Raw genomic sequence first — 21,367 nt, forward strand, 5'->3', positions numbered from 1 at the left:
CAACCGTTTCCACCGGCCCCCGCCCCCGTCGGGGTGGGGGCCGGCCCACCCAGATCGGAGCATCGATGACCGTCACGGCAGGGCACGGCGTGGACGTCAGCCTCGACACCGTCGCCGTACGCCGCTGGCTCGGCATCATCCACGGTGACAGCCCCGGCCACGTGCACATCTGCTCCACCGGCGACTGGGCCGGGCGGACCTTCCACGCCAGCGACCTCGACACCGCCACCGGCTACGTCGCCCAACTGGACCAGGCCGGCCGCGAGGGCATCTACTTGCGCGTCACCAGCCTCACCGCACCCCTGCCCGCCGGGCAGCGCGGTGGTGCCGCCGACTCCGCCGCACTGCCGGCCCTTTGGGCTGATCTCGATCTCGCCGGCCCCGGCCACGCCGAACACGACCTGCCCCCCGACGAGACCGCTGGCCGCGCCGTCATCGCCGCCACCGGCCTGCCGGAGCCCACCATCTGGGTGCACTCCGGCGGCGGCCTCTACCCGATCTGGCTGCTCGACCAGCCGTACCCGGTCACCCCAGACACCCTCGACGCCGCGAAGCGGCTCGCCAAGGACTGGCAGCGGGTCATCGAGCACGCCGCCGCGTCCCTCGGCTGGCGGTACGGCCGCGGCGTCGGCGACCTCGCCCGGGTGCTCCGCATCCCCGGCACCGTCAACCGCAAGGAAGGCCTCGCCCGCCCCTGCCGCATCGTCGGGGCGACCCCCCACCGGTATCGCTACGAGCAGCTCGTTGACGCCCTGGCCGCCGCCACCACCCGCATCACCCCCGACACGCCCCCCACCGCCGCTCTTAACCCGATCGTCGGCGGCCCGGCCACCCGGGCGCCGGGCCAGGTGCACCCCGGCGAGGACTTCAACGCGCGCGCCACCTGGCCGCAGATCCTCGGCCCGGCCGGCTGGCGAGAGCACTACACCCAGGACGACGTCACGTACTGGACCCGGCCCGGCAAGCCCACCGGCATCAGCGCCAGCACCAACGCGCTCGGCACCGACAAGCTGCACGTCTTCACCACCGGCGCCAGCCCGCTGGAGGGCGGTGAGTCGTACAGCAAGTTCGGGGCATACGCGGCCCTGCACTTCGGCGGCGACCACAAGAGCGCCGCCCGCGCCCTCGGCCAGCAGGGCTACGGCAGCCCCCTCGCCGACCCGGCCACCGAGCAGCGGCAGATGCTCCGCGACATCCTCGGCCCCCACCACGACCAGGCCGTCACGCCGACCGCCGGACCCACCCCAGCCGGTGAACCCGCCGCGCCGGCCGCACCGCAGCGCACGCCGCCCCGCATCTGGAGCCCCGAGGTCGACGTGTCCAACGCGGCCGTCGCCGCCGACTGGCTCCGCGAAGAAGCCGGCCGGGCCCGCCTCGCCGGCCTGTTCCGCCGCGTCGACGCCGTCGTCCACACCCCCCGCGAAGGCGAAGAGGGGTACGTGCCGCTCACCGACAACGAACTCAACATCGACGGCCCCGCCCAGATCCGCCCCGTGAACGACTCCAACCTCGCCAGCCGCATCACCTACACCTACGGCTGCTTCCGCTGGACGAAGAAGGGCGACGAGGACGTCCCCGTGCAAGCCCTGTTCCCCCGGTCGGCCGCACGGACCGCCCTCGACGTACCCGACATGCTGCCCAACCTCCGGACGCTGCGAGGTGTCATCCACACCCCCGTCGTCCGCGCCGACGGCACCCTCATCGAGGCGCCCGGCTACGACCAGGCCACCGGGCTGCTCCACCTGCCGGAGCCCGGCTTGGTGGTGCCCCGCGTACCTGATCGGCCCGCCGACAGCGATGTGCGTGACGCCGTCAAGCTGCTGCTGGAGATGGTCGACGGGTTCCCGTTCGTGTCCGGCCACTACCGGGCCAACTACCTCGGCGCTCTGCTCACCCCGCTGCTGCGGATGCTCACCCCGCCGCCGTACAAGCTCCACGCCATCGAGGCCCACCAGCCAGGCTCCGGGAAGACCCTGCTCGCCAACCTGGCCCGGCACATCCACGGCGGCGTGTTCCGCGCCGAACTGCCCGAGCAGGACGACGAACTGCGCAAGCAGATCACCGCGATCCTCTCCATCACCACCGGCCCGGTCGTCATCCTCGACAACGTCTCCGGCGCCCTGAAGAGCAGCACCCTGGCCGGCCTGCTGACCACCAACCTGTGGGACGACCGCCCCCTGGGCACCACGTCCTGGACCCGCAGCAACAACGACCGCATCTGGACCGTCACCGGCAACAACATCAGCATCGGCGGTGACCTGCCGCGCCGCACCATCCGCACCGTCATCGACCCCGGCCGCCCCAACCCGGAGCTGCGTACCGGGTTCGCCATCGACAACCTCGAAACGTGGGTGAAGGAACGGCGGGGAGAACTGCTCCACGCGTTGCTCACCCTCGTGCGGGCGTGGGTCGCGGCGGGGAAGCCGCTTCCGGCGGAACGGGCCAGCGACAGTTATGCCCGATGGGTTCGCACCGTCGACGGCATTCTCACCGTGGCCGGAATCGACGGGCAATTCGATCACCCAACGACACAGGTTGAAGTCGGCACCGATGACGACGAGTGGGCGCTATTCCTTGCCGCCGTCCACAAGGCGTACAAGGACCGCGTCTGGACCGCCAAGGAACTGCTCGGCGACCTCGACACCGGCAACCTCATCACCCCCGGGCTGATCCCCGCAGACGCGCTTCCGGACGAGCTGGCCGCCAAGGCCGCCAAGTCGCCGAAGGGCCCGACGGGCATCGCCAAGTCCCTCGGGTGGTGGCTGCGCAACCGGGAGGGCCGGTGGGCGGACGGGCTTGCGGTCCGGTGCGTCGGGGAGAACAGCGACAAGTCGAAAGAGTGGCAAATCAGGACGGAGCAGGACAGGTGATGGAGACCGCCGCCGGGTTTCGGGGTTTCTCGGGTTTCTCTCGGCCCCCCGCGCGCCCGCGTACGACGAAGCAACTACACAGCGTCACGGAGCGGTGGGGACGGCTTCCATGACTGGCCGCCAAAAACCCGAGAAAGCCCGAAACCCGGCAGACACCCCTCCACGGCACCGGCACCTCGCCTCCACCACCGCCACCGAGACCCGCTGCCACCGCTGCCACACAGCACTCCTCACCGCCCTCGACGACGGACTCACCGCCCGCGTCAACGCCGCCCCACTACTCGACCGCCAAGCAGAAATCGCCGCACTTCTCAACGGACTCGCCACCTACGTACTCACCAGCAACCGGCACCTCATTCACCGCGACGCAGAACGCATTACCGCCAACACCCTGCGCGGCACCATCCACGCCGAACACCAATGCACCGGTCCCACCCAACTCACACTCGACGACCTGATCGGAGAGAAATGAGCGCCAGCAAGCGCAAGGGCACCGCCTGGGAATCCGCCATCGTCGGCTACCTCCTCGCCAACGGGGTGCCGTACGCCGAGCGCCGCACCCTCAACGGCGTCAAGGACCGCGGTGACATCGCCGGCATCCCCGGGGTGGTCATCGAGGCGAAGAGCGCCGCCCGCACCGAACTCGCCGCGTGGCTCGACGAGACCGAGACCGAACGCCGCAACGACCGGGCGTCGGTCGGGGCCGCCTGGATCAAGCGCCGCGGCAAGGCGTCCCCGGGGCAGGGCTTCGTGGTGATGACCGGCGAGCGGTTCCTGTGCCTGCTCGCCGACGCCGGCTACATCCCGCAGCCGCCGCTGAACGACATCACCCCCGCCGACGACGAGGTAACCCGATGACCAGCCGACGCCAATCCGCCGACCGCATCGTCGACCCGCTCATCGCCGAACTCCGCACCCTGCGCACCATCCTCGGCGTTCGCGCCACCGACGTCGCCGACGCCACCGGCCTCAACCTCGCCACACTCTCCCTCTGGGAATGCGGCCACAACCTGCCCCGCGTCGAGAAACTCCGCGCCTACGCAGGGGCGCTCGGCTTCGCCCTGACCCTCGTGCCCACCGAGGAAGCGGCTGCCGCCGACACGCGGGCCGCCCTGCTCGCCCTCACCCCCGCCGAGATCCGCGCCCTGGCCGACTCCGCCCGCGCCTGGCTCCAGCTCGGCGACGAGCCGATCCTCCGGTCCGCCCTCGGCAAGCTCACCGCCGCCGAGCCCGAGCCGATCGACACCATCCCGGGCCGCCCGCACCGCGACGAGCCGCCCCTCGACCGGCCCGTCGTCGACGTCCACCTCCCCGCCCACGACATCGCCTGAGGAGACCGCCGTGCCCCCGACCCCGCCCACCACCGTCTACGTCACCGACACCGGGCAGCCCGCCGGCATCCCGCCCTGCTGCCCCAACGCGCCCGCCGGCTGCCCCCGCGAGGAGACCGCCTGCGGCACCTGCCTCCACGGCTGCCCCGCCCCCATCGGGCAGCCCTGCTGCCTCGACCAGCCCGCCACCCGCCAGCCCGCGACCGCCTGAGGAGACCGCCGTGCCCGACACCGACCGCATCCCGCTCCGCACCACCGAGCTGTCCACCGCCGCCCAGCTCGCCGAGGCCCAGGCCGCCGCCCACGACGTCGAAGTCGAGCGCGACCAGTTCCGGGCCGAAGCTCACCGCGCCCACGGCATCGCCATCACCGTCGAGCGCGAACGCGACGAGGCACTGAGCACCATCACCGACGCCTGGGCCGCCCTCAACGCCGCCGGCTACGCCCACCCCGTCGCCTCCGTCGCCGACCTCATCCGGCAGTGCGCCGTCGACCGCGACTCCACCGCCAGCCGGCTCAACCAGGCTCGCGCCACCGCCCACGCGCTGGAGGTCGAGCGCGACGACCTCCGCATCCAGCTCCACCGCGAGCAGGCCGACGGACGGGCCATGATGCGCGACCGCGACGAGGTGATCCGCGAACGCGACAAGGCCCGGGAGCAGCTCGACAACGTGACAGCCGACCTCGACCACGCCCAGAGCGTTGCCGACCGACTCCGCGAGCAGCTCCGCGCCAACGGCACCCTGCTGACCCGGCTGCGGGACCTCGCCGAGCAGGCCGACCGGGCATGGGCCGCCCACGACACGGTCGGCGAGCCGGCCCCGGCCGACAACCCGGCCGTCCTCCCGGCCGTCCTGCGCGCCGCCGCCCGGGACCTGCGGCTCCTCGCCGACGACCACGCCGCCGACTCCCTCGGCTTCGGCATCGGCTGGGCCGCCGACCGCCTCGACGCCTGGGCCGACAACCCCGACGACGACGGCACCGCCGAGCGGGACGACTGCGAGCGCCTCGCCGACGCCATGGAGCGGGCTGAGAGCGTCCGCATCGACACCCGCGACGTCATCTGGCGGACCGCCCCCGACGGCCGCTGGCAGCACCCCCTCTACGGGCTGCACACCCTCGACGAGATCCACGACAAGTACGGGCAGACCTGCACCGCCCTGATGCTGGCCACCGAACCCGAGGACGAGGAAGAGGAGGTCGGCCGATGCGAACATGACGTCAGCCTCGACGACGAATGCCGCCAATGCCTCATCGACACCTACGGGCCCGACGCGGGAGACAGCCAGCCGGCGGTGCACGCGCCGTCCCCCGGTTCCGGCCCGGCCCGCGCGCTGGACGTCGCCGAGCGGCTCGCCGCCGCCCTCACCTCCGCCGTCCGACAGATGTGCATCACCAGCCACCCCGGGGAGCCGTGCCTGCGCACCGGCTGGGTGCGGGTGACCGAGGTCGACGAGTGGCGGGCGGCACTGGCCGAGTACGCCGACCTGGCCAAGGCCGCCACCCTCGCGCAGATCGAGCGCGACGCCGCCCAGCACCAGGCCGCCGTGGCCGCCGGCCGCGTGGACGACCACCTCGGCGGACCGCCCACCGGCTACCACGTCACCCGCGGCACCGGCCCGTCCGACCTGGAGGCCACCTGCCCCTGCCCCAAAGCCCCCTGCGGGTACGTGGTGCGCACCGCCGAGGCGACCGGGTGTGAGCTGCACGGGCCGTCCGAGACGATGCGGGGTGGCCACTTCGCCGCGTCGTGCCCGGCCAACAGCCCGGCCAGCACGCGGGAGGGCTGACCGGTGCAGGGACTGCGTACCTTCAGCTACGGCGGAGGCGTCCAATCCACCGCCGCCCTCGTGCTGGCCGCCACCGGCCGCATCGACTTCCCGATCTTCCTGTTCGCCAACGTCGGCGACGACAGCGAAGACCCGGCCACCCTGGAGTACGTCGAGCAGTACGCCAAGCCCTACGCCGCGCTGCACGGCATCCAGCTCCACGAGCTGCACCGCGCTCGCCGCGACGGCACCCGGGAAACCCTGTACACCAAGCTGCACCGCGAGGGTTCCCGCTCCGTTGAGATCCCCGTACGGATGGCGAACGGCGCACCCGGCAACCGCACCTGCACCGCCCAATTCAAGATCCAAGTCGTCGGCAAGTGGCTCCGCCAGCATGGGGCCAGCACCGACAACCCCGCCGTCGTCGGCATCGGCATCAGCCTCGACGAGGTGTGGCGCGTCAACCAGCGCAAAGCCCAGCCCTACGAGCGCCCCGTCTACCCGCTGCTCGACCAGAACCCGCCGATGCGACGCGACGATTGCGCCCGCATCATCCGCCTCGCCGGCTTGCCCATCCCGCCCAAAAGTGCCTGCTGGTTCTGCCCGATGAAGCGTTTGGCGACCTGGGCCGAAGAGCGCCGGGACAGGCCCGAGCAGTTCGCCGCAGCCTGCGACCTGGAAGAGCGCATCAACCGCACCCGCCGCGAGATCGGCAAGGACCCCGTCTACCTCACCCGGCACGGGCGTCCGCTCGCCGAAGCGGTCGTCATGGCCCAGGACGAACTCACCGGTACTGAGGACGACGCCGAATGCGACAACAGCTCGTGCTTCACGTGACCCGCCGTCGTCTGGCCGCCCTCGCCGCCGCACTGGTGGCGGGGGTGGCCGCCACCCTCGCACTCGCCGCAGCCCGCACCTGGAGGACCCGGTGACCGCCCCGCCCAGCAGTGACGGCCTCATCATCGCCCTGCAAGCCGCCGTGCCCCTCTGGATCCTCGAACTTGCCGCCCTCCCACCCGCACACCGCGACGACCGCATCCGCCGCTGGGCCGCCGACAGCGCCGACACCGTCGCCCACAAAGGCGACATCCTCCAGTTCCGGGGCGGCAAACGCGGTGAGACCGCCGCCGTGTTCAACGCCCTCGCCCGCGGTATCGCCGCCGCCGCCCACCTCCCCGGCGGGATCACCGCCTTCGGTCAGCACTGGTGCGTCAACCACAGCCAGTGCCTCGACGCCGACCGGCAAGCCGCCGACCGCCCGCCGCTGCCCGCCGCCGACACCGAGCCGGCCGCGCCCACCTATCAAGGCCGCCCCATCACCACCCTGCACATCCCCGAGGTGTCCTGATGCACGAACTCCGCCACGGCTACAACCTCGCCGACCTCCACGAGATCGCCCGCCACGCCGTCGCCACCGACTGGTCCCACCACGCCGCCGACTACCACGACCGGTACGACATCGCCTGGTCCGCCGTCGCCGAACACCTCTACGCCGCCGACAATCCCACCCGGCAGGACCTGCTCCGCTACGCCCGCTACGTCCTGCACGCCGCCACCCAAGACGACATGCGGCACCGGGGGGTCTCCCACCACACCAACGACACCGCCGTCAACGCCGTCCGCTACTGGGCGCTGCGTCAGGTCACCCACACCCACGAAGACCGGGTCGTCGACAGCCTCGGCCTGTGGCAGATCTGGTCGTGCATGCGTGACGCCGACCGGCAAACCCTGCTCGCCCTGGCCGCCCACGAGGACTACGCCAAGGCCGCCGACGCCCTCGGTATGCGCTACTACACGTTCTGCGCCGCCGTCCGACGCGCCCGCCAGAGGTTCCTCGTCCTCTGGCACGACGGCGAGCAGCCCTCCACCCTGTGGGGCCGCGACCGCCGTGCCGCCCCCGGTGGTGACCGGGCCGCCGCACCGACCACCGCCGCCCGGATGACCGGCCGCCGACGTGCCGCCGCGAAACGCGCCGCCCGGAACGCCGCATGATCCCCGCCGACGTCGCCGCATGGATCCGCGACACCGTCCTCACCGCCGGCTACCTCGCCGCCACCCCCGACCCCACCCGCTGCCCCTGCCAGGGCGGCCCCAGCGGCCACTGCGGCAACGGCAACTGCGGGCAGTGCCCCCGCACCCAGGAATGGCACCGCCACGGCCAACCCGACCCCGAGACGTACATCGTCAGCAGCAACCACCACGCCGCCCTGACCCCGGTATGGCGTGCCGGCCGCGCCTGCCGGTGGCTGTGCGACTGCACCTGCCACACCACCGTCACCCCGCTGTTCGCCGCCCCCGCACGCACCGCCGGCCGGCGCACGGGCGCTCACCGGATCGCCTCGACCGACCGGGCGCTCGCCGACCACACCCCGCAACCCTCGCTGATGGAGCTGCTGTGACCTCTTCGCACCACCTGCACGCCACCGCCGCCGCCGACTCCCTCGCGGACGCCCTGGCCCGCCTGGAGACCGCCGCCCGCGCGGCCATCGCCGACGCCGTCGACGGCGACCGAGGCAGCATCGACATCGGCATCCCGTCCCAGCAGTTCGGCCGCCGGCACGGCCTCGGCGGCCACGGCGACCCCGTTGCGGACCTCGCCATCGGCGCATGGGCCCCCGGCCGACCCGACCCGGCCGCCGCCGCACTCGGCGACCTCCTCCGCGCCCTGGACCCCGTCGCCGGCACGCTCCCGGGTGCGCCCGGCATGGACCCGGTGACCCGCATCCGTCGGGCCATCCCGGCGATGTCCGCCCACGCCGCCCAGAAGACCGCTGAGGCCCTGAGTCACCTCGACCAGTCCGCACGCCGGGTGCTCCGGATCGGAGCCGCCAGAGTGGCGCTCAGCGGGCCGCACCCCTGCCCCGACTGCCGCCAGCGACGGCTGGAGGTGACCACTGTCGGGCCGGAGACGGACCGGGCCGTGGTGTGCGCCGCCTGCAACGGCATCTGGCCCAAGGCGTCCGTGCTCGGTGCGGTCGCGGGGGCGACCCGGTGAAGCCCTTCGTCGGACTCCCCAGCGACACCGCGGACGGCTGCGCCTACGCCGCAGACCTCGACGCCCCGCCCTGCACCCAAGCCGCCACCGTCCACATCATCGGCCGCGCCCCCGGCTGGGGCTGGGTCGCCCTCCCCTCCTGCGACGACCACCAAGCGATTGCCGAAGCCGGCTGTGCGGACGTGGCCGACGTCCACCCGGCCGCCGGCTGCTCCGGCGAGCACTACGCCCCGATGCGATGACCACACCTCGGCGCGGTCGCGGGGGCCGTGCCGAACCGCCTGACCCGTCCGGCCCGGGGTGCACGCGCGCCCCGGGCCACCCGACCCGAGGAGACGACCATGACGCGCAGCCTCCGCCGCCGGCTCACCCGACGCAGGCGATCCCGCTACGTCTGGGGATACGTGCCCGTGATCTCCCCCTACCTCGACCGCCTTCGCGCCGCCGCCGTCGAACCCTGCTGGCGGACCAGCCCCGACGGCCGCGCGTACGTGGCCGCCCTGGAGCGGTCGCTCACCCGGCCGACCGGCACCTGATACCCGTCATAAAACGGTCCCGTGTCCGATAAGGCCGCAAATGCGGCGCATCATAATGACGATTCTGTTAGAAGATCATCACTACGGGGGAGGCTCTGTGATCACCGTCAACGGACGCGAGTGGGGCACCCCCGCCGACCTCGCCGAGCGCCTCGGCCCCGACGTCACCCCCGCCATGATCCGACGGTGGCGCGACCGCAAGGGCCTCACCACCGTCCAGGGCTACTCGCCCATCGACGAGGCCGCCGCCATCGAGCTGGCCACCCGCACCTCGACACGCGGACGACCCCGCCGACTTGACCTGACCACCCCCGCCGCCTGATCATTTGTTCATCCACCTCGTAGGCGAGGTGTGCCCGCAGCCCGGTAGGTCGACCACTCAGGTCCCGCCGGGCTGTCGTGCGTCCAGGGACGGGACGTGCAGGGGTGCGGGGAGAGCGGGCCGGCTGCTGGCGGTGGTGGCCGGCCCGCACACCCTCACTTCACCCCGGTGAGCACCTTGTCCACGCCGACGAAGACGTAGGGGTCACGAAAGCCTTCCTCGGCGGGAGGCTCCGCCGACACGGTCAACGACCCCAGCTCTGCGACCGGCACCTTGAAAGACTGGGTGAACACCACCTTCGAGCCGGCCACGATCCGCGTAGGGTTCTTCGAGGTCAACCCCTTCTCACGTTCCTCCTCCGGGTCGGGGTAGGCGTACCCAGTCGGGCCGTCCGCAGGCGTCCGGTTCACGCCGTAGAACAGATGGATGTAGCCTGCACCGTCCACCGGCACAGGGGCCGCACCGGTGTTGGCGACCTCCAGCCGCACCCGGATGATGGCCCAGCTCTTCGCCACGTCCACACCCCAGTCGTTCGGCACCCGCTCCACTTTCAGCAGGCGTGCCGTGATGCCGTCCGGCCAGCGGGCCGTAGACGACGGGGCACCCTCCAGCACCGGCGCCGACGCTGTCGGGTCGACGGCATCGCCTGACGAGGCTGGCGGCTTGGCTGAGGGTTCCTGGTCGCGGTTCTCGTCGGTACCGCACCCGGTGAGCAGGACGACCGCAACGGCCACGACAGCAAGGGATCTACGCATCCGGCCAGGGTGATTACCCGCTGATGCGGGGTCCAGCCCGCGACGGAAAGCCGACAGGAGGGTCCGTGCCGCGCGCACTCAAGGTCTGCGCGAGCCCCGGCTGCCCGGAGCTCGTCAGCACCGGAAGGTGCCCCACCCACACCCGGGCCACCGACCGGGCACGCGGCACCCGCCAGCAGCGCGGATACGGCCCCGCCCACGAGCAGGAGCGCGAACGCTGGCGGCCCGCCGTCGAACGCGGCGAGGTGGACTGCGCTGCCCCGACCTGCGTCATGCCCGAACGGCGTATCAAGCCGGGCCAGCTGTGGGACCTCGGGCACACCGACGACCGCACCACCTGGCGCGGACCCGAACATCGATCTTGTAACCGAGGATGGAGGCGCGACCGGTGAGCACCACCATCGAGGCCCGCACCATCGACGGCACCGTCTACCTCAGCGCGCCCGACCTCGTCGCCCTCATGCGCGGTCGCGCCGACGAGGTGGAGGCGCTTGCCCTGGCCATGGGTGACGAGCTGACACCCGAGCAGTACGAGACGGCGGTCGCGTACCACACGACGGTGGGTGAACTGCGCGAGCGAGCCGACTGGATCGACATCGCCGTCATCGACTACCTCAGCAACTCGGGTGACCCCGCCGACCATCACTCTGGGTAATCGGGGGTGGGGGGACTCCCCCACGGACCCCCAGGTCAGAGGACCGCCGGGGAGGTCTCTTCGAGGTCCGCAGGGTTCAAACTTCCAGAACGACCACGGTTGGTCACGCAAGGTGACGACCGCCGATGCCGCGCAAGGCGGTTGAGGGAGATCATCATGGGATCCGGTGGTGCCCGTAACCGGTCCGGCCCACAGCCGGATCCGACGTCGCAGAAGTCCGCCAAGCGAGGGGTGTCCCTGACCGCGCTGCCCGCCGCGGGGTTCGACGGGAAGGTGCCGACGTTCCCGCTGCCGCGAGTGCCGGTGTACGACGTCTACTTCGTGGACAAGCAGCGGGTCAAGGAGTTCGACGAGAAGGCCACGGCAGCCCGTCGCAAGCGCGAGTTGGCGCTGTGGACCTGGGCGTGGCGTACCCCCCAGGCCGCCGCCTGGTCGGTGGAGCCGTGGCGTTGGCACGCGGTCGCCATGTGGGTGCGAACCTCGGTGATCTGCGAGTCGGCGGAAGGAACCGCAGCTGATAAGAACTCGCTGCACCGGTTTGCCGACCAGATCGGCTTGACGCCGGCAGGGTTGGCCTTCAACGGCTGGAAGATCGCCGCCGACCAGGTGGCTGCGAAGCGCGAGGAGAAAGCCCCCACGGTGCCAGCCCGGTCGCTGGCCCGCGACCGGTTCAAGGTCGTCGGTGGAGGCGCCTGAGTTCGTGGTCGCCTGGCCTACCCTGTTCATCACGATCGACTGGGTGGGTGCGCACTGCGTCGTCCCGGACGGCTTCCGCCGTGGTCAGCCGTTCGAGATGTACCCATGGCAGGAGTGGTGCACGCTCAACCACTACCGGGTCCGGGAGGACGCGCTGTGGATTCCCGAGCAGCCGCTGCTGAGCACCGCGTTCTACCACCGGCGGTCGCTGGTCATCGCGCCGCAGAAGACCGGCAAGGGCCCGTGGTCGGCGACTGGCGTGGCGATTGAGGCTGTCGGCCCGGCACTGTTCGCGGGCTGGGCAGGCCGGGGTGACGGTTGGGCGTGCTCGGATCACGGCTGCGGGTGTGGCTGGGAGTACGAGTACGCGCCGGGTGAGCCGATGGCGATGCGCTGGCCGACTCCGCTGATCCAGATCACGGCGACCAGCTCGGACCAGACGGACAACATCTACCGGCCGCTCAAGTCGATGATCAAGCAGGGGCCGCTGTCGGACCAGATGAGGGTCGGCGAGGAGTTCACCCGGATTCTGGGCACTGACGACGACGACCCGGAGCTGAACCGCATCGACGTCGTGACCTCCAGCGCGCAGTCCCGCCTTGGTAACCCGATCACGTACGCGGCGCAGGACGAGACCGGTATCTGGACTAAGCAGAACAAGATGACCATGGTCGGTGATACGCAGAACCGTGGCTTGGCGGGCATGCAGGGCCGTTCGCAGGAGACGACGAACGCGTTCGACCCGACGCAGCGGTCGCAGGCCCAGATGTCCTACCAGTCGAAGGCCCCGGGGATCTTCAAGTTCTACCGACCCCCGCCGTCGCACCTCAGCTACAAGAACAAGGCTGAGCGGCGGAAGATCCACCAGATCGTGTACGCCGGGTCGAAGCACGTTCACCTCGACGCGATCGAGGGCTTCGCGAACGAACTGATCGAGAAGGGCGAGCTTGCCCAGGCCGAGCGGTTCTACGGCAACCGGATGAAGGCCGGCGCCGGCGTCTGGCTTGAGGACATCGAAACGTGGAATGCCCGCGAGTCGGTGCGGTCGGTGCCGGACGGCACGATGGTGGTGCTCGGCTTCGACGGTTCGGACATCGACGACTGGACGGCGATCCGGGCCGAAACCGAGGATGGCTACCAGTTCACCCCGATGTACGGGCCGGTCGGGTCGCGGACGCCGACGATCTGGGACCCGGCCGACTGGGGTGGCCAGGTGCCTCGTCTTGAGGTCGCCAGTGCGCTCGCCGAGCTGATGCGCCGGTTCCAGGTGGTGCGGATGTACGCCGACCCGGCCTGGTGGACGACGGAGATCGACTCCTGGGCGGCGAAGTACGGCGAGCAGGTCGTCATCCGCTGGTACACCAACCGGGTGGTGCAGATGCATGCCGCCGCTCAGCGGCTGCTCACCGACATCACGAAGGCGAATTCGACGTTCTCGCACGACGGTTGCGCGACCACCAGGGACCACGTCGAAGCGACTCACAAGGACCCACGCCCAGGCGGCACCAAGGACAACCCGCGGTACGTCCTGACCAAGCCTGAGGACGGTCGCAAGATCGATGCGGCGGTGACGTCCATCTTGTGCCACGAGGCCGCCGGGGATGTCACCGCCGCCGGCCTGTGGATTCCCGCCGCACCTGTCGACACCACGGTGCTCGTGTTCCGCTAGCCAGGGGGGAAGGTTCGGGTGGCTCTCAGCGACGACGAGAAGACGCTGCTCAACCGCCTCCAGATCAAGGTGATGCGCACGGAGCGCCGTAACCGGGTGCTGGAGGCGTACTACGAGGGCGAGCAGCGCGTAGAGCAGCTGGGCCTGGCGATCCCGCCGGAGCTGCGCCGGTTCCTGACGATCGCGGCCTGGCCGGGCACGTACGCCGATGAGATCTCTGCCCGTACGACCCTGGAGGGGTTCGAGCTGCCGGACGCCACCGAGGCGGACGAGGAGCTCTGGCGGATCTGGCAGGCCAACGGGCTGGACGCCGAGTCGAAGCTGGGCCAGCTGGACGCGATCGTGCGGGGCGCGAGCTTCCTGACCATCGGGGCGGGCGACGCGGACACCCCGGACGCCCCGTCGGCGGAGGGCGGTGACGACGACCGGGAGCGCACGGCGGAGATTCCGCTGATCACGGTGGAGTCGTCCGACGAGATGGCCGTCGAGCTGTCCCCGAGGACCCGGCAGCCGGTCGCCGCGGCAAAGTTCTACACCGACACCAGCGTTGCGCCCAGCGTCGCACACGCCACGCTCTACCAGCCGAACGAGACGATCTGGCTGGAGCGGCGCAACGCGGCCTGGGCTGAGGTCGACCGCGACGTGCACAACCTCGGGGTGGTGCCGGTGGTGCCGCTGGTCCGGGGCGCCCGGCTGGCGAAGCGCGACGGCCGGTCGATCTTCACCCGCATCATCGGCCTGACGGACGCTGCCGCCCGCGCGCTGACCAACGGGCAGGTCGCCACCGAGGCGCTCGCGGTGCCGCAGCGGTGGGCGGCCGGGTTGACGCCGGCTGACTTCCGGGACCCGAAGACGGGCGAGACGCTCCCGACGTGGGAGGCGTACTTCGGCGCGCTGTGGGCCTCGGCGAACCCGGAGGCGAAGTTCGGGGCGTTCTCGGCCGCTGACCTGGCGAACTTCGACACCATCGTCAGCCTGTACGCGAAGCTCGTCTCGGGGGTGTCGGGGCTGCCGATGCGCTACCTCGGCCAGGCGACGACGAACCCGCCCTCGGCGGAGGGAATCCTCGCCGACGAGAGCAGGGTCATCAAGCAGGTCGAGGACTTCCAGACGGCGCTGGAGGCGGCGTACGAGCGGGCCATGAAGATCGCGGTTCGCATCCGGGACGGCCGCTGGGACCCGCGGATGGAGCAGCTGGAGACGCAGTGGCGGTCGGCGGCCACCCCGACCCGGGCGCAGGCGGCTGACGCGGCGGTGAAGCTCGTGCAGCAGAAGATCATCCCGCGTGAGGCTGCGTGGGTGGATCTCGGCTACTCGGCGGCCCGCCGGAAGAAGCTCGCCGAACTGTTCGCGGCCGAGGAGGCCCGCGACCCGGTCGCGGAGATCGCCCGTGGCCTGGCCGGCAACGTGCCCCCACCGGCGCCGGCCGACGCCAATGTCGGCGGCTGAGGTCGCCCAGGACCACTCCGCGGCCCGGCGTCGGCTAGCCCTGGCGGTCGCCGCCGAGGCAGGCCGGTTGTGGGCCCTGGTGGACCCGGCCCGGATCGGCGATTCGTGGTTGGAGTCGCTGGCCCGGCTGTTGGTGCTGCTGACCGGGGCGCAGGTCGCCGCGGCAGGTCGGGCGGACGGGTACCTCGACGAGATCCTGGACGTCCAGGGTGTGACGTCGGCGGCGGCCGGCCGGGTGCCGCCGCAGGCCCTGGCGGGCGTCGCCTCGGACGGCCGGGACCTGGGTGACCTGCTGTATCGGCCGGTGGTCACGTCGCTGGTCGGGGTCAAGGCGGGAGCACCCGTGGACGAGGCGCTGGCCGGCGGCGCGGCGACCCTCGACATGATCGTGCGGACGCAGGTCGCGGACGCTGGTCGGGTCGCGGACCAGGTGGCGATGGTGGCGCGGGACGTGCCCGGCTACCGGCGGATGCTGGTGGGCCGATCCTGCTCGCGGTGTGTAGTCCTGGCGGGCCGCTACTACCGCTACAACGCTGGGTTCGATCGGCATCCGCGCTGCGACTGCGTGCACGTACCGGCCCGGGAGGACACCGCCGAGGAGATCCGCACCGACCCCCGGAAGTTCTTCGACTCGCTGTCCCCGGCGGAGCAGGACCGGGTGTTCACGGCGGCCGGCGCAGAGGCGATCCGCCTCGGCGCGGACATCTCGCAGGTGGTCAACGCGCGCAAGGGTGCTCGCGGCCTGACGCCGGCCGGCGCGCGGATCACCGCCGCTGAGGCGCGGATGCTGCGCGGTGGCCGGGACCGCGGCCGGCTGGAGGCGGTCGACGTGTACGGCCGGCCCCTGTTCATCACCTCGGAGGGTGTGACGACCCGGGGTGTGGCCGGTGTTCGGCTGGGCGCGAAGCAGACCGGGGTGAAGCTGGAGGGTCAGCGGTACCGGTCGGCGAAGACGCCCCGGCTGATGCCGGAGTCGATCCTGGCCATCGCCGGGAACGACCGGCAGGAAGCGATCAGGCTGCTCAAGCGGTTCGGCTACCTGCTGTAGAGACTTCCCCGGCGCGCAAGGCGTCGGGGCCGACCCCGCAACGGAGTCACGATGAGGATCCACCTGCCGGCCCTCGGGCCGGATCTGCCCGTCCACCCGTTCACCGGGCTCACCGCGATCGGTCTGCGCCGCAACGGCCAGCCGATCTGGCCCGTCAAGGGCGGAGCCCCGGACGACGACTCCGGCACCGGAGACGACGACGGGGAAACGGGCGACGGCGACAGCGACGACCAGGGCGACGGTGACGCCGACGACCTGCGCGACGCCGGGAAGAAGGCCCTCGACACGATGAAGGGTCAGCGGAACAAGGCCCGCGCTGACCTGCGCCCGTGGACCGCGCTGGCCCGGGAGTTGGGCGTGAAGACGCCCGACGAGGTGAAGGCGCTCCTGGCCAAGAGGAAGCCCGGCGGCGACGGCGGGGACGACCAGGTCGACCCCGAGCAGATCCGGCGGGAGGCCCGCGCCGAGGCGCAGCGGGAGACGCTCAACGATCGTGTCCTGGACAAGATCGAGGCGAAGGCCCGCCGGTTCGCCGACCCGGCCGACGCGGCGGCGCTGCTGCTGCGTGAGCACGGCGTCGACGACTTCCTCGACGGCAGCCGCATCGACGGTGACGCGATCGCGGAGGCCCTCGACGACCTGCTGGAACGCAAGCCGTACCTCGCGGTCAAGGCGGCCGAGCCGGAGCGCAAGGGGCCGAAGCCGGACCGGTCGCAGGGCAACCGGGGCGGCGCGAAGCCGACCTCGGCGGACCGGGCCACGAAGCGGCTGGAGCGGCTCGGTATTCGCAAGCCGGCCGGCACCTGACCTATCCCCGGGGCGTACCGCCGTCGGGGTCACCCACCCAGAGATGAGGGATCACACCCATGTACAGCGATCTTGGGGTGACGAAGACGACCCGGCGTGCCGGCGGTCCCGCGTGGGCCGGCGAGTTCCCGGTCGACTGTGCACCCATCACCCTCGACGCGGACGCCGTCCTGGCGGTCTACGCCGACGGGAACATCCCCTCAGGCGCGACGCTCGCGCTGGTCACCGCGACCAACCGGTTCGCCCCGTACGGCGGGAGCACCGAGGAGGTGCAGACCGTCACGATCACCGGCACCCCGACGGGCGGCACGTACACGCTGACGTTCAGCGGGCAGACCACGGCGGCGATCCCGTACAACGCCACGGCCGCGCAGGTCCGCACCGCCCTGGAAGCGCTGTCGAACATCGGCTCGGGCAACGTGACCACGGCCGGCGGCCCGCACCCGGGCACCCCGGTCACGGTCACCTTCGTGGGAGCGCTGGCGAACACCAACGTGGCGCAGATGACCGCGTCCAGCGCGTCCCTGACCGGCGGGTCCAGCCCGACGGTGGCCGTGTCGACGACCACCGGCGGCGGCACCGACCTCGGGACCGGCGGCACGGAGGTCGCGAAGGGGTTCCTGCTCGGCGACAAGCAGGTTCGGGCGGGCCGGCACGTCGACGCGGCCCTCTACTACCGGGGCCGGGTCTACAAGGACCTGCTCCCGGCGAACAGCGGGTTCGACGCCGCGGCTGAGGCCGAGCTCGCCCCGAACATCTACTTCGACAAGGTGGGTGCCTGAGCATGGCGACCATGGCTCTCGAACTGACCGATCCCGAGGAGCTGACCCTCGCGGCCCGTCAGATCCCGTTCCCGGCGGGCATCCTCCAGCGGTGGCTGCCGTCGGTGACCCGCCGCGACCACCGGTACCTGTTCCGCCGGTCCGCGCGGTCGCTGCGCCGGGCGATCCCGTTCCGGCCGTGGAACACCCCGGCGGTGCCGATGGACCGCGGTGAGATGACCGAGGTCACCGGCCGGATGCTGCCCCTGTCGGGCATCCTGTGGCTGCTGGAGGAGGACTCCCAGCTGCTCGACGCGGCCCGCGCGGCCGGCGACGAGGACGCCATCGCCGAGGTGTTCGACCAGGACCTGCTGACCCTGACCAGGGGTGCCCTCCAGCGGATCATGCTGGCGCAGGGTGAGGCGATCTGGGCGGGGAAGGTCACCGTCGGCACCCCAACGGCCCCGGAGAACCGGCTCCAGCTCGGCAGCGTCGACTTCGGTATCCCGGCGCAGCACTACTTCACCGCCGGCACGCTGTGGAACGGCGGCAGCCCGGACATCCTCGGCCAGCTGGATACCTACAAGACGGTGTACAAGACGACCACCGGGTCCGAGGTCATGCCCGGGGTGATGATCACCAGCACGCGGGTGCTGAACGTCATGCTCAAGGACTCCGACCTGCGCAACATCTTCGGCAGCCTGCTCGGGGCCCCGCCGTCGATCGGTGCGGGCAGCGTGCGGCAGGCGCTCACCGACCGGGAGCTGCCCCGGCTGATCATCGACGACACGATGGTCCCGGACCACACCGGTGTGATGCGCCGGCAGATCCCCGACGACCGGATCGTCTTCCTGCCGGAGGAGCCGGGCAACGAGGGCGGCATGCCCGTCGGTCAGACCCAGTGGGGCACGACCGAGGAGGCGAAGAAGCTGGTCCGCGCGCAGGCGCTCGGCGACGAGAACGCCCCGGGCCTGGTGGCGGTAGCGATGGAGTCGGAGAACCCGGTCCACACGGGCACGATGGTCGCCGGCATCGCGATGCCGGTCGTCACCGACCCGGACCTCATCATGTCGGTGAAGGTGCTGTGATGCGGCGGCTGACCGACAACACGGTGGTCCGGCACCCGGAGACGGGCGAGCCGGTGCTGCTGGCCGCTGGCGGGTCCCTGCCGGACTGGGCGACCGACCTGGTCGGCGATCACCTGCTCGACGGGGCGGGCCGACCGGCGCCGAGCGCGCCGGGTGAGTCCCGGGAGCAGCAGCGGGCCCGTCTGCTGGCGCAGCTCGCCGAGCTGGACGGCGACGAGCCGGGCGACGCCGACGCCGACGCCGGCCAGGGCCGGGGCGACGACGGGCCGCCGCCGAAGGGTGGTGCTGGCTCGGGTGCCCCGGCGTGGCGGGAGTACGCGGACCGGCGTGGCGTCGAGGTGCCGGCGGACGCGTCCCGCGAGGCCGTCATCGAGGCGCTCGACGCGGCCGACGTCCCCACCGAGTGATCTCCGGCCGGGCCGGGTAGACACGGGCCCGGTCCGGCCGGACCACCACCTCGAGGAGGCGAGCGGTGCCTGACCTGTTCACGCAGGCCGAGCTGGAGGCGTACCCGCCGGCCACAACGGTCGCACCGGCCACCGCCGCCCTGGTGCTGGCGCTGGTAACAGCGGAGATCCGGGGTGTGGTCGGCGGGGAACGATACGACGCCCTGACCGATGTCACCGCCCTGAAGGGCGTGGCGTTGGCTCTGGCCCGGCGGATGGTCGACAACCCGGGTGGGCGCCGGTCGACGTCGCGGCAGATCGACGACTACTCCGAAACCGACACCTGGGCGGCTGAGGCGCTGGCTCCGGCGGAACTGACCGACGGTGAGGTGGAACGTATCCGCCGGGCGGTCGGCCTGTCGGCGGTGGGGGCGTTCACGATCCGCCCGGGGGCACCGGTACCTCGGCCGGCGTGGAGGCGGTGCTGATGGATGTGGGTGCGCTGCTGGCCCGTGGTCGGGTGGCCGCCGAGGCGCTGATGGTGGACGCGTGCACGATCCGCCGACGGACGGGTGAGGGTGACGAGTCCGACGACGACGGCAACGTCATCGTGACGTACGAGGACCTCTATGCCGGGAAGTGCCGGGTGCAGCAGCCGAGCGCCCAGGCCGCGCAGGAGGACGTCGGCGAGGACTTCCAGTTGATGCTGCGCCTGGAGGTGCACCTGCCGATGTCGGTGGTGGGCTTGGAGGCGGGCGACGAGGTGACGATCACCGCGTCGGTCCACGACCCGGACCTGCCGGGGCGTGTGTTCCTGGTGCGGGACCTGGCCCACAAGACCCATGCGACGGCGCGGCGGGTGGGTGTGACGGAACGGACGAGCTGATGGGCGAGCGGATCGAGACGGGCGAGCTGAAGCAGTGGCAGCACGACCTGGACGAGGTGCTGGTGCAGGCACCCGATCGGGTGCGTGGGGTGGTGCAGCGCGCCGCGTTCCAGATCAAGAAGGATGCCCAGTCCAGGGTGCAGGGGTTGAAGCATGCCCCGGCGTATCCGTATTCGATCTCGTACGACACCCGTGAGTTGGCGGGCCCGACGTTCGTGGCGGAGATCGGCCCGGACAAGGACAAGCGGCAGGGCGCGTTGGGCAACCTGCTGGAGTACGGGTCGGCGAAGAACCCGCCGCGCCCTCACATGGCACCGGCCGCCGACGCGGAGAAGCCGAAGTTCGAGCGTGCGCTGGAGGATCTCGCGGTGCGGCTGCTGGAGGGACGATGACGGCCCGGGCGCACGCCGACGCGGTGCTGGGCCTCCTGGCCGGCGCTCCGGGGTCGCTGAGGGTGCTCGACGGGGCGGTGCCGAAGGACGTGCTCCCGCCGTACGTGCTGCTCTACTTCGCCGACGCCGATCCGGAGCTGGTCGACAGCACGCCGATGGACGGCCAGTCGGAGCGGTTCGTGCTCCGGGCCTACGTGCACAGCGTGGGCGGCAACAGTGCGGCGGCGCGGGCCCTTGGGGACCGGGTGCGGACGGCTCTGCTCGACCAGGTGCCGACGGTCGCTGGCCGGGTGTGCTGGCCGATCCGCCGCGAGGAGGGGCAGCCGCCGCAGCGCGACGAGTCCACCGGCACGCTCGTGATGGACCGGGTTGATGTCTACAGGCTGGAGTCGGTGCCGGCCTAGCGGCGGGCGAACCACTCCCGCGACTGCTCGGGCGCGACCAGCAGCGCGACGAGTAGCGCCCCGCCGAGGATGCCCAGGGTGTCGCGCTGGTCGGCGACCGCCGCGCTGATGACGGCCAAGACCCCGCCGAGCAAGCCGATCCACTGGGCAGCTCGCCATCCTCGCCAGATCCCGTAGGCGAGCGAGCCGTAGATGAGGACACCGAGAGCCAAGGCCAGCAGCTTGAAGGGCAAGCCGAAGAGGTAGTCGGGACTGGCTGTGACTGCGGCGAGCTGCACGGTGCCGTACAGAGCGACGACGACCACGGCCGCCATGACGGGCGCTGGCGCTGGCTTCCGGAGGGCTGCGGCGACGGCCAGTTCGGTGTTGTCCCCGGCGACGATCTGCTCGACGTCGTGGCGGGTGAGGCCGTATCGGCGGCCGATGTCGGCTGCGTCCTGCCCGTCGGCGTAGGCGCTGATTACCCGCTCGCGGGTGGTGGGGTCCAGGTTCATGCGGCGCACCGTAGCGGGCACGCGCGCCGATCTATGCCCGGAGACGGGATCACG

Annotated in this window: 30 protein-coding genes; 28 read left to right on the forward strand and 2 right to left on the reverse strand. The window is 71.8% G+C overall.

Annotated elements, in window-relative coordinates; genetic code table 11:
* Nucleotides 1–65 precede the first annotated feature (65 nt).
* The 14 genes from H1A17_RS05775 (at nt 66) to H1A17_RS05840 (ending at nt 9,823) form a co-directional block, all read left to right on the forward strand.
* Entirely contained in the window at nt 66–2,870 is a 2,805-nt protein-coding gene (locus tag H1A17_RS05775; protein WP_194821277.1) for a hypothetical protein, read from the forward strand.
* A gap of 109 nt (nt 2,871–2,979) precedes the next feature.
* A complete protein-coding gene (locus H1A17_RS05780; RefSeq protein WP_194821278.1) occupies nt 2,980–3,342 on the forward strand; it encodes a hypothetical protein in 363 nt (120 codons plus the stop codon).
* Nucleotides 3,339–3,728: a hypothetical protein gene (locus H1A17_RS05785; protein ID WP_194821279.1), complete on the forward strand. Its 390-nt coding sequence runs from the start codon at nt 3,339–3,341 to the stop codon at nt 3,726–3,728. Before H1A17_RS05780 ends, H1A17_RS05785 begins: the two co-directional genes overlap by 4 nt.
* Entirely contained in the window at nt 3,725–4,201 is a 477-nt protein-coding gene (locus tag H1A17_RS05790) for a helix-turn-helix domain-containing protein (protein ID WP_194821280.1), read from the forward strand. The genes H1A17_RS05785 and H1A17_RS05790 overlap by 4 nt, the downstream gene beginning before the upstream one ends.
* Nucleotides 4,202–4,211: 10 nt before the next feature.
* On the forward strand, nt 4,212–4,412 hold the full coding sequence (locus H1A17_RS05795; RefSeq protein ID WP_194821281.1) for a hypothetical protein: 201 nt from the start codon (nt 4,212–4,214) through the stop codon (nt 4,410–4,412).
* Nucleotides 4,413–4,422: 10 nt separating this feature from the next.
* Nucleotides 4,423–5,991: a hypothetical protein gene (locus H1A17_RS05800; RefSeq protein WP_194821282.1), complete on the forward strand. Its 1,569-nt coding sequence runs from the start codon at nt 4,423–4,425 to the stop codon at nt 5,989–5,991.
* Between the two features lie 3 nt (nt 5,992–5,994).
* Nucleotides 5,995–6,807 (forward strand): phosphoadenosine phosphosulfate reductase, encoded by an 813-nt coding sequence (locus H1A17_RS05805; protein WP_309236711.1) that lies wholly within the window; start codon nt 5,995–5,997, stop codon nt 6,805–6,807.
* Between the two features lie 91 nt (nt 6,808–6,898).
* Nucleotides 6,899–7,318 carry a hypothetical protein gene (locus H1A17_RS05810; protein ID WP_194821283.1) on the forward strand — a complete coding sequence of 140 codons (420 nt, stop codon included), beginning with the start codon at nt 6,899–6,901 and terminating at the stop codon, nt 7,316–7,318.
* A complete protein-coding gene (locus H1A17_RS05815) occupies nt 7,318–7,962 on the forward strand; it encodes a hypothetical protein (protein ID WP_194821284.1) in 645 nt (214 codons plus the stop codon). The genes H1A17_RS05810 and H1A17_RS05815 overlap by 1 nt, the downstream gene beginning before the upstream one ends.
* Entirely contained in the window at nt 7,959–8,369 is a 411-nt protein-coding gene (locus H1A17_RS05820; protein WP_194821285.1) for a DUF6248 family natural product biosynthesis protein, read from the forward strand. Before H1A17_RS05815 ends, H1A17_RS05820 begins: the two co-directional genes overlap by 4 nt.
* A complete protein-coding gene (locus H1A17_RS05825; RefSeq protein WP_194821286.1) occupies nt 8,366–8,965 on the forward strand; it encodes a hypothetical protein in 600 nt (199 codons plus the stop codon). Before H1A17_RS05820 ends, H1A17_RS05825 begins: the two co-directional genes overlap by 4 nt.
* On the forward strand, nt 8,962–9,207 hold the full coding sequence (locus H1A17_RS05830; RefSeq protein WP_194821287.1) for a hypothetical protein: 246 nt from the start codon (nt 8,962–8,964) through the stop codon (nt 9,205–9,207). Before H1A17_RS05825 ends, H1A17_RS05830 begins: the two co-directional genes overlap by 4 nt.
* 99 nt (nt 9,208–9,306) lie before the next feature.
* Nucleotides 9,307–9,501, forward strand: a complete 195-nt coding sequence (locus H1A17_RS05835; RefSeq protein WP_194821288.1) for a hypothetical protein — start codon at nt 9,307–9,309, stop codon at nt 9,499–9,501.
* Between the two features lie 97 nt (nt 9,502–9,598).
* Nucleotides 9,599–9,823, forward strand: coding sequence for a hypothetical protein (locus H1A17_RS05840; RefSeq protein WP_228542999.1), 225 nt, complete (start codon nt 9,599–9,601; stop codon nt 9,821–9,823).
* A gap of 155 nt (nt 9,824–9,978) precedes the next feature.
* On the opposite strand, the gene H1A17_RS05845 is transcribed toward H1A17_RS05840, so the two are convergent.
* Nucleotides 9,979–10,578 (reverse strand): hypothetical protein, encoded by a 600-nt coding sequence (locus H1A17_RS05845; RefSeq protein ID WP_194821290.1) that lies wholly within the window; start codon nt 10,576–10,578, stop codon nt 9,979–9,981.
* A 65-nt stretch (nt 10,579–10,643) separates the two neighbouring features.
* On the opposite strand from H1A17_RS05845, the gene H1A17_RS05850 reads away from it, so the two are divergent.
* The 14 genes from H1A17_RS05850 (at nt 10,644) to H1A17_RS05915 (ending at nt 20,819) form a co-directional block, all read left to right on the forward strand.
* Nucleotides 10,644–10,970, forward strand: a complete 327-nt coding sequence (locus H1A17_RS05850) for a hypothetical protein (RefSeq protein ID WP_194821291.1) — start codon at nt 10,644–10,646, stop codon at nt 10,968–10,970.
* Entirely contained in the window at nt 10,967–11,233 is a 267-nt protein-coding gene (locus tag H1A17_RS05855) for a hypothetical protein (protein WP_194821292.1), read from the forward strand. The genes H1A17_RS05850 and H1A17_RS05855 overlap by 4 nt, the downstream gene beginning before the upstream one ends.
* 156 nt (nt 11,234–11,389) lie before the next feature.
* Nucleotides 11,390–11,929, forward strand: coding sequence for a hypothetical protein (locus H1A17_RS05860; RefSeq protein WP_194821293.1), 540 nt, complete (start codon nt 11,390–11,392; stop codon nt 11,927–11,929).
* Nucleotides 11,916–13,598, forward strand: a complete 1,683-nt coding sequence (locus H1A17_RS05865; protein ID WP_194821294.1) for a hypothetical protein — start codon at nt 11,916–11,918, stop codon at nt 13,596–13,598. Before H1A17_RS05860 ends, H1A17_RS05865 begins: the two co-directional genes overlap by 14 nt.
* An 18-nt stretch (nt 13,599–13,616) precedes the next feature.
* Nucleotides 13,617–15,047 (forward strand): phage portal protein, encoded by a 1,431-nt coding sequence (locus tag H1A17_RS05870; RefSeq protein WP_194821295.1) that lies wholly within the window; start codon nt 13,617–13,619, stop codon nt 15,045–15,047.
* Nucleotides 15,034–16,095 carry a hypothetical protein gene (locus H1A17_RS05875; RefSeq protein ID WP_194821296.1) on the forward strand — a complete coding sequence of 354 codons (1,062 nt, stop codon included), beginning with the start codon at nt 15,034–15,036 and terminating at the stop codon, nt 16,093–16,095. The genes H1A17_RS05870 and H1A17_RS05875 overlap by 14 nt, the downstream gene beginning before the upstream one ends.
* A gap of 51 nt (nt 16,096–16,146) precedes the next feature.
* Complete coding sequence (locus tag H1A17_RS05880) at nt 16,147–16,902, forward strand: hypothetical protein (RefSeq protein ID WP_194821297.1); 756 nt, start codon at nt 16,147–16,149, stop codon at nt 16,900–16,902.
* Between the two features lie 59 nt (nt 16,903–16,961).
* The gene (locus H1A17_RS05885; RefSeq protein WP_194821298.1) at nt 16,962–17,684 is read left to right on the forward strand and encodes a hypothetical protein; all 723 of its coding nucleotides are present in this window, start codon (nt 16,962–16,964) and stop codon (nt 17,682–17,684) included.
* Between the two features lie 11 nt (nt 17,685–17,695).
* Nucleotides 17,696–18,751, forward strand: coding sequence for a major capsid protein (locus H1A17_RS05890; RefSeq protein ID WP_194821299.1), 1,056 nt, complete (start codon nt 17,696–17,698; stop codon nt 18,749–18,751).
* On the forward strand, nt 18,751–19,158 hold the full coding sequence (locus H1A17_RS05895) for a hypothetical protein (protein ID WP_194821300.1): 408 nt from the start codon (nt 18,751–18,753) through the stop codon (nt 19,156–19,158). Before H1A17_RS05890 ends, H1A17_RS05895 begins: the two co-directional genes overlap by 1 nt.
* Nucleotides 19,159–19,223: 65 nt before the next feature.
* Entirely contained in the window at nt 19,224–19,625 is a 402-nt protein-coding gene (locus H1A17_RS05900; RefSeq protein ID WP_194821301.1) for a hypothetical protein, read from the forward strand.
* The gene (locus H1A17_RS05905) at nt 19,610–20,023 is read left to right on the forward strand and encodes a DUF6093 family protein (protein WP_194821302.1); all 414 of its coding nucleotides are present in this window, start codon (nt 19,610–19,612) and stop codon (nt 20,021–20,023) included. Before H1A17_RS05900 ends, H1A17_RS05905 begins: the two co-directional genes overlap by 16 nt.
* Complete coding sequence (locus tag H1A17_RS05910) at nt 20,023–20,415, forward strand: hypothetical protein (protein WP_194821303.1); 393 nt, start codon at nt 20,023–20,025, stop codon at nt 20,413–20,415. Before H1A17_RS05905 ends, H1A17_RS05910 begins: the two co-directional genes overlap by 1 nt.
* Nucleotides 20,412–20,819: a DUF3168 domain-containing protein gene (locus H1A17_RS05915; protein ID WP_194821304.1), complete on the forward strand. Its 408-nt coding sequence runs from the start codon at nt 20,412–20,414 to the stop codon at nt 20,817–20,819. Before H1A17_RS05910 ends, H1A17_RS05915 begins: the two co-directional genes overlap by 4 nt.
* Here the strand turns inward: H1A17_RS05915 and H1A17_RS05920 are convergent.
* The gene (locus H1A17_RS05920) at nt 20,816–21,313 is read right to left on the reverse strand and encodes a hypothetical protein (protein WP_194821305.1); all 498 of its coding nucleotides are present in this window, start codon (nt 21,311–21,313) and stop codon (nt 20,816–20,818) included. The two genes, H1A17_RS05915 and H1A17_RS05920, sit on opposite strands and share 4 nt — an antisense overlap.
* Nucleotides 21,314–21,367 lie beyond the last annotated feature (54 nt).

The sequence above is a fragment of the Micromonospora sp. S-DT3-3-22 genome (assembly GCF_015354745.1).
GTDB classification, from domain to species: domain Bacteria; phylum Actinomycetota; class Actinomycetes; order Mycobacteriales; family Micromonosporaceae; genus Micromonospora; species Micromonospora wenchangensis.

Bases quoted from the DNA above. Each gene is read 5' to 3' on its own strand.
- H1A17_RS05775 (WP_194821277.1), top strand. From the start codon at position 66: ATGACCGTCACGGCAGGGCACGGCGTGGACGTCAGCCTCGACACCGTC.
- H1A17_RS05780 (WP_194821278.1), top strand. From the start codon at position 2,980: ATGACTGGCCGCCAAAAACCCGAGAAAGCCCGAAACCCGGCAGACACC.
- H1A17_RS05785 (WP_194821279.1), top strand. From the start codon at position 3,339: ATGAGCGCCAGCAAGCGCAAGGGCACCGCCTGGGAATCCGCCATCGTC.
- H1A17_RS05790 (WP_194821280.1), top strand. From the start codon at position 3,725: ATGACCAGCCGACGCCAATCCGCCGACCGCATCGTCGACCCGCTCATC.
- H1A17_RS05815 (WP_194821284.1), top strand. From the start codon at position 7,318: ATGCACGAACTCCGCCACGGCTACAACCTCGCCGACCTCCACGAGATC.
- H1A17_RS05820 (WP_194821285.1), top strand. From the start codon at position 7,959: ATGATCCCCGCCGACGTCGCCGCATGGATCCGCGACACCGTCCTCACC.
- H1A17_RS05835 (WP_194821288.1), top strand. From the start codon at position 9,307: ATGACGCGCAGCCTCCGCCGCCGGCTCACCCGACGCAGGCGATCCCGC.
- H1A17_RS05845 (WP_194821290.1), bottom strand. From the start codon at position 10,578: ATGCGTAGATCCCTTGCTGTCGTGGCCGTTGCGGTCGTCCTGCTCACC.
- H1A17_RS05860 (WP_194821293.1), top strand. From the start codon at position 11,390: ATGGGATCCGGTGGTGCCCGTAACCGGTCCGGCCCACAGCCGGATCCG.
- H1A17_RS05875 (WP_194821296.1), top strand. From the start codon at position 15,034: ATGTCGGCGGCTGAGGTCGCCCAGGACCACTCCGCGGCCCGGCGTCGG.
- H1A17_RS05880 (WP_194821297.1), top strand. From the start codon at position 16,147: ATGAGGATCCACCTGCCGGCCCTCGGGCCGGATCTGCCCGTCCACCCG.
- H1A17_RS05885 (WP_194821298.1), top strand. From the start codon at position 16,962: ATGTACAGCGATCTTGGGGTGACGAAGACGACCCGGCGTGCCGGCGGT.
- H1A17_RS05890 (WP_194821299.1), top strand. From the start codon at position 17,696: ATGGCTCTCGAACTGACCGATCCCGAGGAGCTGACCCTCGCGGCCCGT.
- H1A17_RS05895 (WP_194821300.1), top strand. From the start codon at position 18,751: ATGCGGCGGCTGACCGACAACACGGTGGTCCGGCACCCGGAGACGGGC.
- H1A17_RS05910 (WP_194821303.1), top strand. From the start codon at position 20,023: ATGGGCGAGCGGATCGAGACGGGCGAGCTGAAGCAGTGGCAGCACGAC.
- H1A17_RS05915 (WP_194821304.1), top strand. From the start codon at position 20,412: ATGACGGCCCGGGCGCACGCCGACGCGGTGCTGGGCCTCCTGGCCGGC.
- H1A17_RS05920 (WP_194821305.1), bottom strand. From the start codon at position 21,313: ATGAACCTGGACCCCACCACCCGCGAGCGGGTAATCAGCGCCTACGCC.